The organism is Ammoniphilus sp. CFH 90114 (genome assembly GCF_004123195.1).
In the GTDB taxonomy this organism is placed as follows: domain Bacteria; phylum Bacillota; class Bacilli; order Aneurinibacillales; family RAOX-1; genus YIM-78166.
Window position 1 is genome coordinate 1 of the sequence record NZ_SDLI01000030.1, and the last position, 17,295, is coordinate 17,295.

Below are 17,295 nucleotides of genomic sequence, written 5' to 3' on the forward strand. Positions count from 1 at the left end.
GTTTCGTTCATATCAAGGGATCTCATGTCCGCCAATCTAGAGATCGAAAGTTTGGGTAAAATAACCCTAAGATGGAGACCCTAGTGTTAGAAATTGAGGTGAATGTATTGGAGGAATTAGGGAAGAAAATTGATCAATTGTCAAACAAGGTAACAGAACTTAGGATTGAAATATGGACAAAATATACTTTGTTCTCTTGGCAATGGTGGATGCTTCTCGCAGCGAGCGTACTTATTGTGGTTTTATTTTTTATCATTGTCAAGAAAGAAAAGCTCCTTCAATCCATCGCCTTCCTTGGAGTGATATACATCTTAAATAAGAACTTAGATGATGTGGCAACAGCATTGGATTGGTACGATTATCGGATACAACTTGAACCTATCATTCCAACCATGTTACCTGCCAATCTTATTATTATTCCAATGGGATTGAGTATGATCTACCAGAGATTTGAAAAATGGAAATCATTTTTCATTGCTTTAGCTGTTTTCTCTGGTTTTGTGTCCTTTGTGTCGCTTCCTCTTATGAAATGGGCAGACATTTATTTGCAAAAATCTTGGAATGCTGGTTTTTCCTTTCTCAGTCTACTGATAATGGGGACCGTATCTAAGCTTGTGATTGACCGTGCAGTATTAATAAGCAAAGTCCATCGTAGTGAAAGTCGACAAGATCATAAATATTCTAAGGGTAAAAGAAGATTGATTCTGCCATTTCCATTCTTGCGTTGGTTCCGGAAAAAAGAAAGAGCGGAGTAACAAGGAAAAAGGGCTGCCTCAACCTGAAAGTTGGGAGCAGCCTCTTTTTCGTTTATCCTAGTTTCATTTTTAATGTTTGAAGAACTTCACTGTCTTCTGGGAACCGACCCGTTTCCTTTTTAGAAAAAATTACTTCATGGTTCAATGTGATTTCAAAGACACCATTAGAGCTAGGGATGAGGGTGAATTCGCTGACCTGGGATTTAAGTTGACCTAGAATTTCATCCGTCAAACTGACGGCTTTAGGTAAGAAACCTCAGCCCGTTCAATATTCAAGAGACAATTTCACCTGTTCCATAAGATATCACTCCAAAAGATTGAATTTAAAACATTACTAGTTTTACCATTTCAGCACCATTCTCATTCAGGGATGTATACCGCTTCATTCCTTGTCCGTTTAAGTTGCGACGAGATGCATCTGGCATTTTTGTTGTGATTTCATTCTAACACTTGCAGTATGATAGATAAAGTTATATTATGTCTATATAATGACAAACAAAACGAGGTTGTGTTTATAAAATGGATGTATCGGAACGATTTTGGGATGCTTCATTGGAGGAGCTTAAACGCGGATATGTGAAAGAGGGAGAGTTTTATCGATGTCTACTTTGCGGGAGTGAGAGAGAGTCAGGGATTATTTATCAAGAAGAAGGTGTTTTATACGAGGCAGAGCGATCTATGCGTTACCATATTGAGAAGGTTCATCATTCCGTATTTGAATACTTGATCCAATTAGATAAGAAGCTCACGGGTTTGACGGAGCATCAGAATGCGCTGCTTCAGCTGTTCTATCAAGGCAAGAGTGATCGAGAAGTGCAGGAGGAAATGAATATTGGCAGTGCTTCTACCATTCGCAATCATCGTTTTGTACTGAAAGAGAAGGAGCGTCAGTCCAAGATTTTTTTGGCTATGATGGAGTTGCTAAAAGAGAAGGATGAGCATGCGCCGACCTTTATTGGGATTCACAAAACCGCAAGAATGGTCGATGACCGTTACAATGTCACGAAGGAAGAAAACGAGAAGATTTTAAAACAATACTTCCCGGAGGGGCTTCAAGCGCCATTGAAGAAATTTCCCTCTAGAGAAAAGCAAAAATGGATTATCCTTCGGGAAATCACAAAGCATTTTGAAAGGGAGCAAACCTACAGTGAAAAGGAAGTCAATCAGATCTTAAAAGACATTTATGACGACTATGTCACTATTCGAAGATATTTGATTGAATACGGATTTTTGGATCGGAAGTCAGACGGCAGCGAATATTGGTTGAAGAGATGAATGGAAAGGATGGGAGAGCATTGGATCGTAAAAAAGAACTTAAACAACAATATAAAGAACGAGAACAACAGGCAGGAGTCTATCAGATTAAAAATACGAAGAATCAGAAGGTGCTTGTTGACAGTGCGGTAAATTTAAAAACGATGAATGGAAAGTTGCTTCAATTGAGAGTAGGCAGCCATATGAACCGAGCGCTTCAAGAGGAATGGAAGCAATTCGGTGAAGACTCCTTTGTCTTTGAAGTGCTAGAGATCTTAAAAAAGAAAGAGGAAGGCTACTTCGATATAAAGGATGAGTTGAAAAAGTTGGAAGAAAGGTGGCTGGATCATCTTCAGCCTTATGGGGAACGCGGGTATAATAGGCAAAGACGTCTCTAATCGAGACGTCTATTTTTTTATGAACCATCACCCTGAAATTTTTTGAGAGGGGACGGATTCATCGACTTGATCATGCAAGGTTACAAGATTTGCTCCACTATGTCCTTGCTGCACATCTTCCTTTAACATCTGGAAGAGGGATTTGGTCATAATGACAAAGATAAATAAAATGGGAAAACCTGTAATGACGGACAGAGTTTGAAGTGCGCTTAATCCGCCTCCATATAGCAAAATGATAGCAACCGACCCAAGGACGAAAGCCCAAAATAATCGAATCCATCTCGCCGGTTCCTGAACGACTTGAGTGGGTGGAGTCGAGACAAAGGAAAGCGTGTAAGCAGCCGTATCAATGGTTGTGGCTAGGAAGATGAAACAGAAAATGACGAAAACGGCCAGCAACAAGGTACCACCAAGAGGAAAGCCTTGAATGGTTGCCACTATGGCAGCAGGTGCTCCATCTTTAGCTAGAATATCAAGGACGGGAACAATGCCATTCAATTCATAGAATAGACTTGTGTTTCCGAAAACGGCAAAGGCAATGGCACACCCGATCGTTCCTCCGAGACACATCCCGAGTACCAGTTCTTTAATCGTTCTTCCTTTTGAGATTCTCGCTGTAAACATCGCCATATAGGAGGCAAAGGCAAACCACCAGCCCCAATAGAAAATCGTCCAATCCTGAGCGAATCTTGAGCCCCCGATAGAATCCGTATACAAACTCATACGGATGAAATTTTGAAGGAGGAGACCCGTGCTGTCTACGAATTTATCGATAATAAACACGGTTGGACCAAAGGCCAAGAAGATCGCGATGAACAAAAAATACAGATAAACATTGAAGTCGCTTAATACTTTGAGGCCCTTATTCAATCCAAAGTATAAGCTCGTTGAAAAGATCAGAGTCCAGAAAATAATGATCCCTGCGTCTAAAGTGACGGAACGGGGAATTCCTGTAAGTTCTGAGAGCGCTTGTGCCAGCATAGGTGTTCCTAAGCCTAATGATGTACTGACTCCTCCGACGATCCCAAAGATAAACAAAATATCGATTAATTTACCGATCGGCCCATCTGTTTTATCCCCGAGGACTCCTTTACACGCTGTACTTAATCTTAAGGAAGTGTACTTGCGCACATGGACGGCGTAAGCTAAGGCGATAGCGGGTAAACAGTAGATGACAAATCCCATGAAGCCCCAATGAAACATACCATAGGTAGATGCCCATTCAGCGGCTTCTACACTTTTAGGTTCAATCCCAAAGGGAGGCGCTGTGTAATAGTAGGTCCATTCAATAAATCCCCAATACACAAGACTTGAACCAGCGGTAGAAGTAAAAATCATGGCAATCCAGCTGAAAGTTGAGAATTCGGGCTTTGTATTTCCTAGTCTGATATTCCCGTACTTGCCGAAACCTAGATACAAAACAATAATAAAGACAGCAAAGGCGGCAATTAAATAAAGCGATCCTACCGTACCGGTTAAGAACTCTAGGATAGCACCGAGAAATTCCCCACCTTTTTGTGGATTAATTAAGACGGGCACAGTAAAGATTGCAATAAGAAATATGGATAATCCTACAATAAATTTATCTATTTTATGCTGTTCCAAGTCCATCTTCCCCCCTAAATATCATACCGTTATAATAGAAGAACGTCACGGTTAGAGCGCTTTCAAATTCATTTGTTCTTGATAAATTTTGTGGAAGCTATGAAGACCGTGTTCAGTCGGTGAATAGACTCCTTGATCAAACGCTTGAGAATGAAGTCCTTTCTGCAATAACTCTACGAGTTCAAAATCTTCCTCACGTACTTGATCCACGAATTTGATTAATTCTTCTTCCTCTTCGGTTAGTTGTTCATTCATAAAATAATACCGATATATTGCTAAGCTACGATCTGCAGTCAATGGGATAATTTGACTCGTAGTCATGTTTCCTGATCCGGGGTAAATACTGATCATCGTGTTTGGCCATACCCAATAAAAACGGGCACCTGTACTGTCTTCCCCATCATTCACTGTAGAACATTGGTAAGAGAAGTTATCACAAGGTACAATTTGGTACTTGGACAGATCAAATCTTTTTGAGAAGGCTGGATGGGCGATCGAACAATGATCGCATTCTAAGTAGTTATCAATGATGGATTTCCAGTTCGCTTCAACCACACGAGATCTTTCTCTGACTAATTTGATTGAATCTAAAAACATATAGTGTTTAATATTGTCTAAAAAAGATGTATACGTCTGGGCGAAGGGGGAAGCATGAGGATCTAGGTTAACGAAAATCATAGATGAGTGGACTTTTAATTGAATCCCTGTCATACAGCGGTGCTTCCCTAGGTCCATGTCCTTTAGATTTGGCGTTCGGTGCACCTCTCCGTCTAAGTGGAACGTCCACCCATGGTAAGAGCACTGCAGGATTTTTTTATTCCCTGATTCTTTACGTTCCACTATGGCACCGCGATGTGGACAAATATTATAGAAAGCATGGAGTTTGTCATCTGTGCTTCGTGTGATAATAATGGGTTCCCCAGCTAAATCGAAGGTAAAGAAGTCACCGATGTTCTTGACCTGGCTTGTGTGACCGACCATAATCCAATTTTTATAAAAGATTTCTTTCTTTTCCTTCACCAGTACTCCAGGGTCGACATACTGATTATACGGCAAGGTCATTATTAATTCTTCGTTTTTAATCATGATGAGAATGTTCCTCCTTCATATGAATAGTTTTGGTTCTTAATTTCTTAATTAAGCAAGAAACATGCCAAAATTAATTACTCCTATTTTCACTGTTTTTAAGGTTTTTTCTTTCTCGAAAAAGACTTAATTGTTATAATTGACTCAAAGTATATTTATTTTTGACTATTTTGAGTCAATTATAAACAATTTTACCGTTGGTTTAGGGGGGACGATGGTGCATCAATCTTTAAATCCAGAAGAGAAGATTTCAATTAGTACGGATGTACTGATTAAAATTCTTGATCACTCTCCAAATGAGATTTATGTCCTTGATCGGGATACGCGTATTGTTTACGCGAATAAAGCGTACGAAAGGCACTATGGAGTGAAGCAAAGTGAGATCATTGGAAAGCTTAATGATGAAATCTTTTCGAAAGGATATTGGACACCTAGTATTGTTCCTCTAGTCCTTAAGGAAAAGAAATCCATAACAATTAAGCAAACCTCTTATGTTGGGAAAGAGTTAATTACGACGGCTATTCCCTTGTTAAACGATGATCAGGAAATTGAACTTATCATTACAACGACTCAAGAACCGGACTATAAAGAACTGTACTTTCCAGAAGAGCAAGAAATAGAAGAAGTTAGTGAAGTTTATCGAGAAAAAATTATTACCAATAACAAAAAAATGAATCACGTGATCCAATTGTGTGAGAAAGTTTCCCATGTGGATACCACGGTTCTTATTCAAGGTGAATCCGGCACGGGAAAAGGGGTCCTTGCCAAGTACATCCACAAGGTGAGTAATCGAAGTCATGCCCCGTTTTTATCGATTAATTGTGCAGCCATCCCTGAACCACTCCTTGAATCTGAACTTTTTGGGTATGAGGAAGGAGCCTTTACCGGTGCAAATAAGAGCGGGAAAGAAGGACTTCTCATGGCTGCCAACGGGGGAACGGTGTTCTTGGATGAAATAGGTGAACTTCCTTTAAGAGTACAAGCCAAATTATTGCAAGTCATTCAAGACTTTGAATTTATTCCAGTTGGGAGTAAAAGGGTTAGGAAGGTAGATATACGGATTGTGTCTGCAACGAATCAAAATTTATTTGATATGGTGCAGGAAAAGCAGTTCCGAGAAGATCTCTATTATCGACTTCATGTTGTGAATTTACATATTCCACCGTTAAGGGAAAGGAAAGAAGATATCATTCCGCTTGTCTACCATTTTCTTTCCGTTTTCAATAAAAAATATCGTCTCAACCGCCTCATTTCACAGGAAGTTCTCGATATTCTTTATCAATTTTCTTGGCCGGGAAATATTCGTCAACTAGAAAATATGGTGGAAAGCCTAGTCGTCACGAGTGGTCCTATCATTCAGCTATCTGACGTGCCAACAAGTCTTATGGAGCAAGTAAAGCAAAGGACAGACCAAGGAAAATCGACTTATAATGCGAAATTGAATAGCTATATGGATTTTTCTCATACTGCTGATCATCCTGTCTCTCTTGATTCTGTAATAGAGGAAGTAGAAAAGGAATTAATCATTAAATCGTATGCAAGATATAGAAACACCAGAAAGGTTGCGGACCAACTGTTAATTAGCCAATCAAAGGCGGCTCGTCTTGTGCGGAAATATTATAAAAACATAGAGACAATGACAGACTGAATAGGACAAAAGGATGAAAAAACTGGTAAAATAACAAGTGCAGTTCTTTTGTGAAAGAAACTACTAATGTCATAACAAAATAGAAAGTAGGAGAGAGAATGAGCAAAACGTATAATTTAATGGATGTCGTAAAACAAGGAAGCACCCCGCCTCCTTGCGATGAGGCGTTAGGAATTAAGGCTTCGTCTGCAGAGGATGGTGTAGCTAGGGGAATATGGGAAGTCAAAGACACCTTCCTGAATGGGAATGGAGTGGTAATGGGAGGGTTTGTTTCGGCTGCTGCGGATACCGCAATGGCCTATGCCCTTGCTTCAAGTCTAAAGGAAGGGCAAATGTTTGCCTCTATTAATTTACATACGACCTTTCATCGACCTGTACGACCAGGACAGGTCGAATTTGAGGCACGTGTGGAAAGGTTGGGAAGAACCGTCGCTTATGTAGTCGCGAGTTTGATTCAAGACGGTAAGGAAGTGGCGTTTTCTACTTCTTCCGTCATGGTTCAATAGGGAAGTAGAAGGAGGGGTGATGTCCTCTCCTTTTTGTTTTAGTTCACTCTACTCTAAGGAGAAGGTACTATTTATGCTCGTTGTTGAACAATATCCTCTGTATTTTTTTCTTCCCGCCTTCTTTTATTTGTGGTTTTTGATCTATTCCTTACGAATTCGAAAAATGCCGGGTGTCGCTTCCTTTATATGGCTGATGGTGTTGGGTTTTTTTCTTTGTATTTTTAGTAGTTTGGAATACTTAGATCCTAGATTCGGTATGAAAGTCTGGTGGAGAAATTTACAGCAAATTCCGTTGCTTTTATCTTCTGTAATAGTCCTCGGTATCGTCATCCATTACATAGGGAAGGATTCAGAGAAGACGAAGCGAGTTCTGCTGCTGATGAGCGTCCCCATATTCATTCAAATAGTCCTTTTGTATACCGATTCTTTTCATCATCTGATGAGAAAAGAGATTCACTTAGTGACGGTGGGAAACTATGAGAAACTCTCGATACAATCAACAGGTCTGTCCTTGTTCTTTCTTTACTACGTGAGATTAATTAATTTAGCCACCATACTGCTCTTGATCTTCAATATGAAAAATATAGCTGCCTATAATCGTAAGCAGTATGCTCTGATTACGGTCAGCTTGTGCATCCCGATTATATTTTCCCTTTTCAGGTCGTTGCTGCCCCACGAGATCTTTTCTAGTGTTGCCTTTACGTTGCTTCCATCTGTTATTCTTTTGTTTTTTGCCTTATTTCGCTACCAGTTTCTCACCCTATGGCCCATTGCCAAAAATCAAATCATTGAAAATATGTCGGAAGGCGTTTTGGTGGTGGATCTGCAAGATCGAATCATCGACATTAACCCCGCAGGTGTTCAATTTGTTCGGTCGATTCTCAAGCAAGAAGAGGTGCAAGCGAAAAGTCTTATCGGAACAGAATTGCTTCATGCTATCAACCACGAACCTAGTTTTACTACTTATTATAAAGAAATGAAAGAGTGTGTGATGACAGAAAAACCCATGCCTTCTTTCTTCATGCTAGATGAGGCTCAGGTTGAATATGAATTGTCGCTTTCACTCATAGAAGATAAACAAAAGAGAATGGTTGGATATATCTTAGTATCTAGAGATCTCACGGAGCAAAGGAAATTAGAAAAGCAATTGTGGCTAAAAACTCACGAACTGGAGAGGCTGCAACAGGCTAGATCCACTTTGTTGGTCAATATTTCACATGATATTGGTACACCCATGACAAGTTTGAGAGGTTATCTAAAAGGGATGCTTGATGGTATGGTTCCGATGGATGAAAAATACATTAAACTTGTCCATGATAAAGCAGTGTATTTGAGTGAGCTAACTCAAGATTTATTTGAACTCTCAAAACTAGAAGATAGACAACTTCGTTTTGAGCTGAAGCCTTTTGAAGCAAAGCGTCTAGCTACTGAATTAATGAAACAATTCGAGCACGATGTGATTGATAGCGGGATAGGATATCTGGTTTTCAATGAAGTTCCTGATCATCTCTTATTGAAGATCGATAAAAAAAGAATTCAGCAGGTTGTGGCCAATTTAATTTACAATGCCGTTAAATTTACCGATGAAGGAGGTTTGATTTCCTTGACGGCAAAAATAGAGAATAATTTTGTCAAGTTCGAAGTGACGGACGATGGAAAAGGGATGACAGAGGATGAACTGGAATCTATCTTTACCAGATACTATAAAGGAAATACCACAAACCGTGCTTCTTCAGGTACTGGACTCGGATTAACCATTGCTAGAGAGATTATTGAACAGCATGGGGGGAATATTCAGGTCATAAGTGAACTGAACAAAGGTAGTACTTTCTCATTTACCTTACCTATTCATAGATAAAACTGAGCAAGGGTGGAGAAGAGCCAATGAGTTGGTAAAGCTCCACCTATAGCTATCTATCCAAAATTATTGTCAGATTATTTAGCAAATGGTTGTACATTTGTCCAAAAATGTGTTAGATTATGGGTAAAGAAAAATGTTGAGTATATTTAGAAAGGGGTGAATTTTAGGAAAATTACATAAGAATTTAAGATAGATCCTAATTATCAGAAGGGGGCGTTCAGGATGTCGTTAACCTTAGCACATTGGGCTTATGCACTTGTAACGATTGTCGTTATTGTTACGATGCTAATGCGTCGAGGCGTTGTCATTCCTACACTTGTGGGTACCATGTTGGTGGGTTGGATTTATAAAGGCAGTTTGATTGATGGGCTGAAGTCAATTTTTAATGCGAATCTCATTGCGGCAAAAGAACTTTTTAGTATCTTTTTAATTATCATGTTTATGGTAGGGCTGTTAAAAGCTCTTAAAGATCTAGGCTCAGACAAGAAAATGCTTGCCCCGATTGAAAAAGTCATGGTGAATGGCCACGTTGCCTTCTTTGTTTTAGGACTTGTTACCTTTGTTATTTCCCTATTCTTCTGGCCTACTCCAGCTATTCCATTAATTGGGGCCCTGCTGATTCCGGCTGCCATTCGCGCAGGTCTGCCAGCCATGGGAGCAGCCATGATTGTGGCTATTGCTGGTCAAGGGATGTCCATCTCATCTGACTATGTCATGCAGGTGGCACCAATGCTAAGTGCGACAGCTGCCGGAATTGAGACCTCTCTAGTCTCCCAGAAAGCTCTCGTTCTCTCCTTTGTCGTAGGGTTAACGGCGATTGCCATAGCTTATATCTCCTTAGCGAAATCGATTCGAAAGCGCGATGACCATTCCATTGAATCGGAATTAAATAAATTAGGGGTAAGTACAGCCCAACACGAAATAGCGGCTGCGAGTGAGGTCATCGATCGTGAGGAGCAGGCAGCGATGGATCGCTGGGGTCATGTGTTTGCCGTGCTTGTTCCTTTAAGCCTTCTTACCGTCGTCTTAATTATGGTGCTCTCGAAGACAGGAGCCTTCAATTTAGGAGGTTTTGAGGGCGGTGATGGGGCAGCTTTTATTGGTGGAGTAGGAGCTATTCTTCTCGTTTTAGCAACTCTTGCTTTTGGCCGAGCCAAGGCCTTAGACAGAATCTCGGATCATGTGACAGAAGGATTTATTTTCGCGTTTAAAGCGATGGGGCCAGTGATCCCGATAGCTGGATTCTTTTTCTTAGGCAGTGGAGATTTCTCCGCCACGATTCTATCGCTTGGCGATGATGCGGTTAAGCCGGCCTTCTTGTTTGATCTCGTTTCAGCTGGACAAAGCATCATTCCGCAAAACGCATTCTTGACGGCCTTTGGGATTCTCATTGTTGGCATGATTACAGGGCTAGATGGATCCGGGTTTTCTGGATTGCCGTTGACAGGCGGACTCGCGGGAGCTATGGCTCCAGGATCCGGCCTAGATCCAGCCACTCTCGCTGCCATCGGTCAAATGGGTGCGGTATGGACTGGAGGAGGAACGTTGATTGCCTGGTCATCGCTTGTGGCTGTAGCTGGCTTTGCCGGAGTTTCGGTTATCGAGTTAGCTCGAAGGAACTTCTTCCCGGTCGTAACCGGATTAGTTTTGGCCACACTGGTAGCCCTGGTCATATGGTAGAGGAAAGAGGGCAACGCTTCGTTGCCCCTTTTTTGATGGATCAAAAACTAAATGCATAAGCTGCCCCATTTTCATCATAGGGTCTCGTTTGATTACGGCCGTTTTCTTTTGCTTGATATAGGGCTTTATCCGAGAGCTGGATGAGTTCAGGCAATGTATTCGCATCGTGATTTATACTGTATTCGGCAACCCCAAGACTAATCGTAATGGGAATACGGATATCCCCGTAGTAAAAGGGATTGGCCTCGACTTGTTCTCGGATCCTCTCGGCAATCATAAGACTCTGCTGGAGGGTGGTGTAGGGGGATAGAATAATGAACTCTTCACCGCCATACCTTGTCACAATATCGGAACTTCGGATGCAGGAAGATAGTATACTTGAAACATGCGTGAGGACCTGGTCACCGACCCCATGGCCATACGTGTCATTGACTTGTTTGAAATAATCAATATCCACGGCAATACACGAGCAGGCCCGACCTGTTTCAACACACTCTCGAAAAATCTTGTCCCCGTATTCGGTTAAGTAACGGCGATTATAGATATTGGTCAGCTGACAGGTCGTCGACAGCTCTTCTAACAAGTAAATATTCTCTTTCACCTTGTCACTCATCCGATTGAAGGCGGAAAATAACTCGCGAAACTCTTGGGTGGAAGCCGTAATGTTGGATTCAGTGATCTTATAGGTGTAATCTCCACTTTCCATATACCGAACACCTTGAAGAAGCTGTTGTATCGGTTGCTCGATTTGCCGTGCAATATAGATCATGAACCGTGTGGCCACAAACGTACCAAGTAAAATACATAGACCTAGAACGGCGATTTTTCTTAGAAAAGGTAAGAAAGAATCCATAACCCTAATTTCAGAAATCATCCACCAGTTTCCCTGATTCATGGGTTGAATAGCCCCAAACACCCAGTTTCCCTGAGGATCCTGATATAGCAAGGGAGAAGGCCCCACACTGTCTCGAACATGCTTAAGGATCGAAGGATCCATCGTAAAGTGATCCCCGAATGCTTCGGATGGATGATCCATGAGTTCTGTCAAGAGTATGCCGTCCTTGTTAACCACGTAAGTATGACCGATATCCCCAACCTTTGAACCGCTAAGAAACTGATCAATCGTATGTAAATCTACACTTCCAAAGACCACTCCATTAAACGTTTGATCGTCACCTATAATAGGGGAGGCAAAGATCACAACGGGTTGATGGGTGACTTTACTTATAAGGACATCGGTAATATGTCCTTCTTTTTTATTTTTGGCCACTTGAAAATATTCTCTATTCCTGACATCAATCTTCAGAGAATCATAGACTTGAGGACGTACCGTATCAAACTGAACAAACCCTTCTTTATTAATAAAGACAAGGTCGGCAAAGTCCGTCTTCTGAGTTAGAAAATAGTCAAAGAATTCTTTTGCTTTTTCGTATTCATGGTTCTTTACGATATCTATATTCGCTAGAGTTTCAATATCAGCTGAGCGTTCTTGAGACCACTTTTCAAAGTGATAGGTTTGCGTATTGAGCACATTTTCAAGGTGTTCTTTTTGCTGCTTGGATGCCTGTTGATACTCAATGTAAAAAGTAGGAACTAGAATGAAGAGACTAATAATGAACACAAACAATCTTACCCAGGCACGCAATTGCCCTCTGAATGTATCTTTTCTAAAGATCTTTCTCATCCATATTAAAATTTGAGCTCACCTCTTCTGTGATCACCAGTGATAGAGATTAAGATAGTTCTAATGTACTATTCATATCGTACTTTAGGCCCTGCTATTTTTCAATCCATAAATTAAAAGATTCTAAATTTCGTAAAAAATGAGGGTTCTAGCTCGGTTCGAATGATCTATCCATGAATGTGTCCTATTTGATTGGAGTTGTGATTACAATAGGAATTATAAGTGTGATGGAAATGTTGAAGAAGAAGGGATAAAAACAGCGGCAATTAGTTAGGGGGAGTATCATGTATTACTTTGCTTATGGGTCAAATATGGATCAAGCAGATTTAGATCGTTGGTGTGAGGAGAAAGGGTTTAAGAAGATTCACTTTAAGCAAGTTATACCCGCCAAGCTTGTGGGGTATCAGTTACTCTTCAATTACTATTCGTTAAGTCGAGCGGGGGGAGCGGCCAATATCCAAGAGTCAACCGATCATGGTGTATACGGACTATTAGTCGAGCTGGAGGATCAGCATCTCCTTACCATCCGAGCGAAGGAAGGCTTCCCTCGAAATTACGATGAGATTTTTGTAGATGTGGAAGGTCTAGATGGTACCACCTATCAGGACGTGGTTACATATCAAGTCGTTCCTGCGAAACGAACAAGTGATCATCAACCACCTAGCCGATACTATTTAGACTTAATTATTCATAATGCTAGAAAATATGGGTTCCCGATGGACTATATCCGGATGCTAGAGGGAGTAAGACATCAACAAAAATGAGGATGGATCAGGTAGGCTTCAGCGGAAGACGTTTTGACGGACATACGATCCGTTGATATTCCCTAAAAAGCCTCAATGGAAGTTTTATCGGACACAGGATTCTCTATTTGCTTAAAAATAGGCACGAAGGGTAGACTTTTTCACGATTAACGGAACCCATGTCCGCTCGACCTTCCATCCAATGGGGTTTGGCTGGATTAACGTACCTTAGTCCGGGATGCATCACCGAAATCCATCCATTGAGTGCTGATGGATAATGTTTGCCAGGGATGGTAACTCGAGGTGATGGCTGCCCTCCAGAGAAGCATACGGCCCGATGGGGAAATGAAAGAGGGCTGACGCCAAAAGGTCACTTTGTGAGTCCTTTGGGTCAACCCTTTTTTATTTTACAGTAACCCTATCCACTGCCAATAGGTGGCGCTGAACAATAGAATCAGCAGGTAGCCAATAATCGTGAGTGGAATACCCGCTTTCAGGAAGTCTTTCACCGTGAAGGCCCCGGTACCATAGGCTAGCATGTTTTGCGGAGCATTTACGGGTAGCAGGAATCCAAAGCTGACTACAAATTGTTGAATCAACACGATCCCAATAGCTGTTTCCGTATGTTCTCCCAATCCTTGCGATAATGCAATGACAATGGGGATGAAGGCGGCGGCTAGACTCGTAGCGCTCGCAAAGCCAAGATGGATCAAAATATTAAAGATAGATAACACAGCAATAATCCCTACAATGGACATCGTGGCTAGACCGATTCCATCAAACATGGTACTTGCCATCCAGTCTGCTGCCTTCGTTTTTAACAGCACCGACCCAAGGGAGATCCCGACCGCAAAAAGAATAATCGTACCCCAAGGGATATCCCCCTCCGCTTCCTTCCAGCTAAACACCCCAATTTTAGGAGTGAGCATGACAGCGACAGCTAAAAGGGTTGAGGTTGTCGTATCCATCGAATGGACAATACCCTCCGTAGACCAAAGAAACAGAAGCGTAATGGAAATAATCATGAGTCTTAATTCGGGTTGCGTGAGAGGACCCAAATCTTTTAACTGTTTTTTCACCATCGTTCCTCCGTTTGGAATACTCTCTATTTCGGGAGGAATGACCTTGAGCATGACATAATAAAGGACAATCGACATGATGATCGACCAAGGGGCGGCATAGAGGAACCATTGCCCCCACGTAATGTGGACACCAAAGGCTTTCTCCATAAAACCAAGGGCGACCATATTTTGAGCGGCAGCTGTTTTAATACCGATATTCCATATCGAAGCCGCTTGAGCTGAAGCAATCATGAGCAAAGCGGCTAAGCGACTGTCTTTTTGTAAGCCAAAGGCTGCCACCATACCCAATATGATAGGAACAATGGCGCCTACCCGTGCCGTCGTGCTTGGAACAAAGAAACTTAGAGCGACACCTACAAGAATAGCTCCCATGAGGATACTCTTTGTTCGTGATCCGACCTTGGATAGAATCGTGAGGGCGATTCGGCGATCCAGCTTCGTAGATTGCATGGCTGCAGCTAAAAACAGCGCACCAGCTACTAAGATGACAGCAGAGTTACTGAAGCCTGACAGGACAAGGGTTAAGGCATCCTTTGTACCCATGAGCTTCTCTGGATCTTCTAAACTTGGCCCAAAACCTAACAGAAGAGTGGTTAAAACCGTAATGAGCACGGCGCTGACTGGATATGAAACAGCCTCTGATACCCACAGCACAACGGCAAACGCTAGAATGGCTAACGTACGGTGCCCTGCGACGGGAAGGCCTTCAGGCGTTGGCAACATGAGAATTCCTAAGAGTGCAAGGAAAGCAAGAAGTAAGGATATTCCTTTTATTGGTAAAACTTTCTTTTGGGGCTTGGTGTCTGTGCTTAACGTAGACATGTAAACTCGCTCCTTCAATTACGATTAGATAATGACTTAGCCAACAACCAAAAGGTACAGTAGGTGTCGAGAAGACTGAGTGTTTTGGTGTTTTTTTCATAAGTTAATCGTATAGTAGCACCCAGGATGGAGACCGAGTGTGTGAAATGTCACAGGAATCCGCTATTCAGACACCTTATACTAAATTTGTCACAGAATTGAAACCCGAATGAAATTTCGACCGATTTCACAACAAGCGGATCTTCGCTTTGATGCTAAACAGTATTATGTGAGACAAGGTAGAAGCGTAGACTCCTTCACGGAGAGTGTGCTGCCTTGATTTATTAAAGAAGTATAGGACGATGAGACCCTTTTCCATTTGGTGGTTAAGGGTTTTTGATTCTAATTAACAACTCGTTGCGTTATTCTCATCATGATATAATCATAGTACTAAAATAAAAGAGTAGGATAAGGAGGAATAGACAATGGAAGACATCATCTCGAAACTCATTGAATTTCGAAAAGAACGAGATTGGGAGCAATTTCACACTCCTAAGGATCTCGCCATCTCGATTTCTTTGGAGGCAAGTGAATTGCTAGAAAACTTTCAGTGGAAGGATAGCCAAAATACGGTAGAACAGAACCTCCCACAGATCAAGGAGGAACTGGCGGACGTTCTCATCTATGCGATGTACCTTGCTCATGATCTAAATATTGATATCAAAGAAGCTATCCAAAGCAAGATAGAGAAGAACAAGGAAAAGTATCCTGTGGGTAAGGCGTTCGGCTCCAATAAGAAATATAGTGAGCTCTAATTTTAATAGAGAGTCCGATCCGTTCAAAGGGAGGCCCTCTCTCAAATTACACTTTCCATTCCAAAGAATCTATTTAAACCGTAGCCAGTTTTAGTAAATTCCTTTGAGGAAAGTTGTATGATAGAATGAAGAGAAAGGGGGTGAAAATTTTGAGCGAAGAAATACTTCAGCAATTGATTAAGATGGTGGCCGCCAATAACCGGCAACAGATCGAACTGAAAGAAATGATGGTCGCCATGAATCAGCAACAAACAGAAATGAAAGAAGTGTTGGACAGGCTAGATACAAGACTTGAGAATGTTGAAACAAGACTTGAAAAGGTTGAAACAAGACTTGAACATGTTGAGACAAATGTCGATGAGATCAAGAGTCAAATGTATCGTATGGAACGTATGGAGCGGCAGCTCGATAAAAACGTAGCCCGTGTCGATCGTTTGGAAGTTGATATCGAGCTTCTCCAGCAGGAAAATACTTAAATGTCCCTTCACTGGTTTCCTCTTTAGTCTTCAACATACATTACCTCACAGTACAGGTTCCTATTATGGAACCTGTATTTTCTTCTGTGTTTTTTGGAAAATATTAATGAATATGATAAGTTATTCCCAGTAGTTTTACTCGAAACGGAAACGGTGAGCGTATGGAAAGAGCGATGGTTATAAAAGTGTATGATGAGAAGGTGCAAAGAATAGCTCAAGCTGACGCGAGACTAGGTCAACTGATTGCGGTCATTGGAGATCTAACGATTCCTTTACGAGTCGATCCTTTTGATTCCTTAGTAATGTCCATCATCGGGCAACTGCTTTCTGTGAAAGCAGCGGGTACGATTTACACAAGATTCGTGGACCTCTGCAAGGTCGTTGCGCCGGAATCTATTCTCTTGATGGAAGACACGGAATTTAGGGCTGCGGGCTTATCCAGGTCGAAAACTTCCTATATTAAGGATCTCTCAAGCAAAGTGATCTCAAAAGAAGTGGATTTGTATCAATTGGACCAGTTCAGTAATGAAACTGTCATCCGAATCTTGACCTCTGTCAAAGGCGTCGGAAAATGGACAGCGGAAATGTTTCTCATTTTTTCCTTGGGACGATTGGATGTTCTTTCGCTCGGGGATGTGGGACTGCAGCGCTCAGCCAAGTGGCTTTACAATCTCGATAAACATGAGGATGGAAAAGCGTGCCTAGAGAGAAAAGCATCACTTTGGTTCCCTTACTATACGATTGCTTCTTTGTACCTGTGGGAAGCGGTCAACATGGGGTACGTGGACTCGTGTGCTTCATTGGAGGAGTTACTGCTTTAAGATACACTCTCATCGACAATATGTCTGTATATCATCTAGGCGGACACACGATCCCTTGATATGAACGAAACCTGTCAACC

At 41.6% G+C, this 17,295-nt stretch carries 15 protein-coding genes and 1 pseudogene; 11 read left to right on the forward strand and 5 right to left on the reverse strand.

Annotated elements, in window-relative coordinates; translation table 11 throughout:
* Positions 1 to 83 precede the first annotated feature (83 nt).
* Positions 84 to 755: a hypothetical protein gene (locus EIZ39_RS25400; protein ID WP_205668646.1), complete on the forward strand. Its 672-nt coding sequence runs from the start codon at positions 84 to 86 to the stop codon at positions 753 to 755.
* A gap of 52 nt (positions 756 to 807) precedes the next feature.
* On the opposite strand, the pseudogene EIZ39_RS27630 reads toward EIZ39_RS25400, so the two are convergent.
* A pseudogene (locus EIZ39_RS27630) lies at positions 808 to 999 on the reverse strand (SelT/SelW/SelH family protein); the annotation flags it as partial.
* 275 nt (positions 1,000 to 1,274) lie between these two features.
* Between EIZ39_RS27630 and EIZ39_RS25410 the strand changes: the two are divergent.
* Together EIZ39_RS25410 and EIZ39_RS25415 are read left to right on the forward strand one after the other, a co-directional pair.
* Positions 1,275 to 2,030, forward strand: coding sequence for a DUF2087 domain-containing protein (locus tag EIZ39_RS25410; RefSeq protein WP_129204244.1), 756 nt, complete (start codon positions 1,275 to 1,277; stop codon positions 2,028 to 2,030).
* A 20-nt stretch (positions 2,031 to 2,050) separates the two neighbouring features.
* The gene (locus EIZ39_RS25415) at positions 2,051 to 2,407 is read left to right on the forward strand and encodes a GIY-YIG nuclease family protein (RefSeq protein WP_240675946.1); all 357 of its coding nucleotides are present in this window, start codon (positions 2,051 to 2,053) and stop codon (positions 2,405 to 2,407) included.
* A 27-nt stretch (positions 2,408 to 2,434) separates the two neighbouring features.
* Here the strand turns inward: EIZ39_RS25415 and EIZ39_RS25420 are convergent, their stop codons facing one another.
* Positions 2,435 to 4,018, reverse strand: coding sequence for a BCCT family transporter (locus EIZ39_RS25420; protein WP_240675947.1), 1,584 nt, complete (start codon positions 4,016 to 4,018; stop codon positions 2,435 to 2,437).
* A gap of 45 nt (positions 4,019 to 4,063) precedes the next feature.
* Positions 4,064 to 5,098, reverse strand: coding sequence for an aromatic ring-hydroxylating oxygenase subunit alpha (locus tag EIZ39_RS25425; RefSeq protein WP_129204248.1), 1,035 nt, complete (start codon positions 5,096 to 5,098; stop codon positions 4,064 to 4,066).
* Positions 5,099 to 5,312: 214 nt separating this feature from the next.
* Between EIZ39_RS25425 and EIZ39_RS25430 the strand changes: the two genes are divergently transcribed.
* The 4 genes from EIZ39_RS25430 to EIZ39_RS25445 all read left to right on the forward strand — a co-directional run bounded on the left by EIZ39_RS25430 (position 5,313) and on the right by EIZ39_RS25445 (position 10,793).
* Positions 5,313 to 6,746: a sigma-54 interaction domain-containing protein gene (locus EIZ39_RS25430; RefSeq protein WP_129204250.1), complete on the forward strand. Its 1,434-nt coding sequence runs from the start codon at positions 5,313 to 5,315 to the stop codon at positions 6,744 to 6,746.
* A gap of 98 nt (positions 6,747 to 6,844) precedes the next feature.
* Positions 6,845 to 7,252 (forward strand): PaaI family thioesterase, encoded by a 408-nt coding sequence (locus EIZ39_RS25435; RefSeq protein ID WP_129204252.1) that lies wholly within the window; start codon positions 6,845 to 6,847, stop codon positions 7,250 to 7,252.
* Between the two features lie 73 nt (positions 7,253 to 7,325).
* Positions 7,326 to 9,110 carry a sensor histidine kinase gene (locus EIZ39_RS25440; RefSeq protein ID WP_164985340.1) on the forward strand — a complete coding sequence of 595 codons (1,785 nt, stop codon included), beginning with the start codon at positions 7,326 to 7,328 and terminating at the stop codon, positions 9,108 to 9,110.
* Between the two features lie 225 nt (positions 9,111 to 9,335).
* The gene (locus EIZ39_RS25445; RefSeq protein WP_129204256.1) at positions 9,336 to 10,793 is read left to right on the forward strand and encodes a hypothetical protein; all 1,458 of its coding nucleotides are present in this window, start codon (positions 9,336 to 9,338) and stop codon (positions 10,791 to 10,793) included.
* 40 nt (positions 10,794 to 10,833) lie between these two features.
* Here the strand turns inward: EIZ39_RS25445 and EIZ39_RS25450 are convergent, their stop codons facing one another.
* A complete protein-coding gene (locus EIZ39_RS25450; RefSeq protein WP_164985341.1) occupies positions 10,834 to 12,438 on the reverse strand; it encodes a sensor domain-containing diguanylate cyclase in 1,605 nt (534 codons plus the stop codon).
* A gap of 323 nt (positions 12,439 to 12,761) precedes the next feature.
* Here EIZ39_RS25450 and EIZ39_RS25455 point away from each other — a divergent pair, with 323 nt between their 5' ends.
* The gene (locus EIZ39_RS25455; RefSeq protein WP_129204260.1) at positions 12,762 to 13,241 is read left to right on the forward strand and encodes a gamma-glutamylcyclotransferase family protein; all 480 of its coding nucleotides are present in this window, start codon (positions 12,762 to 12,764) and stop codon (positions 13,239 to 13,241) included.
* Between the two features lie 386 nt (positions 13,242 to 13,627).
* Here the strand turns inward: EIZ39_RS25455 and EIZ39_RS25460 are convergent, their stop codons facing one another.
* Positions 13,628 to 15,124, reverse strand: a complete 1,497-nt coding sequence (locus EIZ39_RS25460) for an SLC13 family permease (RefSeq protein ID WP_129204262.1) — start codon at positions 15,122 to 15,124, stop codon at positions 13,628 to 13,630.
* Between the two features lie 464 nt (positions 15,125 to 15,588).
* Between EIZ39_RS25460 and EIZ39_RS25465 the strand changes: the two genes are divergently transcribed.
* The 3 genes from EIZ39_RS25465 to EIZ39_RS25475 all read left to right on the forward strand — a co-directional run bounded on the left by EIZ39_RS25465 (position 15,589) and on the right by EIZ39_RS25475 (position 17,215).
* The gene (locus tag EIZ39_RS25465) at positions 15,589 to 15,918 is read left to right on the forward strand and encodes a nucleotide pyrophosphohydrolase (protein WP_129204264.1); all 330 of its coding nucleotides are present in this window, start codon (positions 15,589 to 15,591) and stop codon (positions 15,916 to 15,918) included.
* Between the two features lie 149 nt (positions 15,919 to 16,067).
* Positions 16,068 to 16,394 (forward strand): hypothetical protein, encoded by a 327-nt coding sequence (locus EIZ39_RS25470; protein ID WP_129204266.1) that lies wholly within the window; start codon positions 16,068 to 16,070, stop codon positions 16,392 to 16,394.
* A gap of 161 nt (positions 16,395 to 16,555) precedes the next feature.
* Entirely contained in the window at positions 16,556 to 17,215 is a 660-nt protein-coding gene (locus EIZ39_RS25475; protein ID WP_240675948.1) for a DNA-3-methyladenine glycosylase family protein, read from the forward strand.
* Positions 17,216 to 17,295 lie beyond the last annotated feature (80 nt).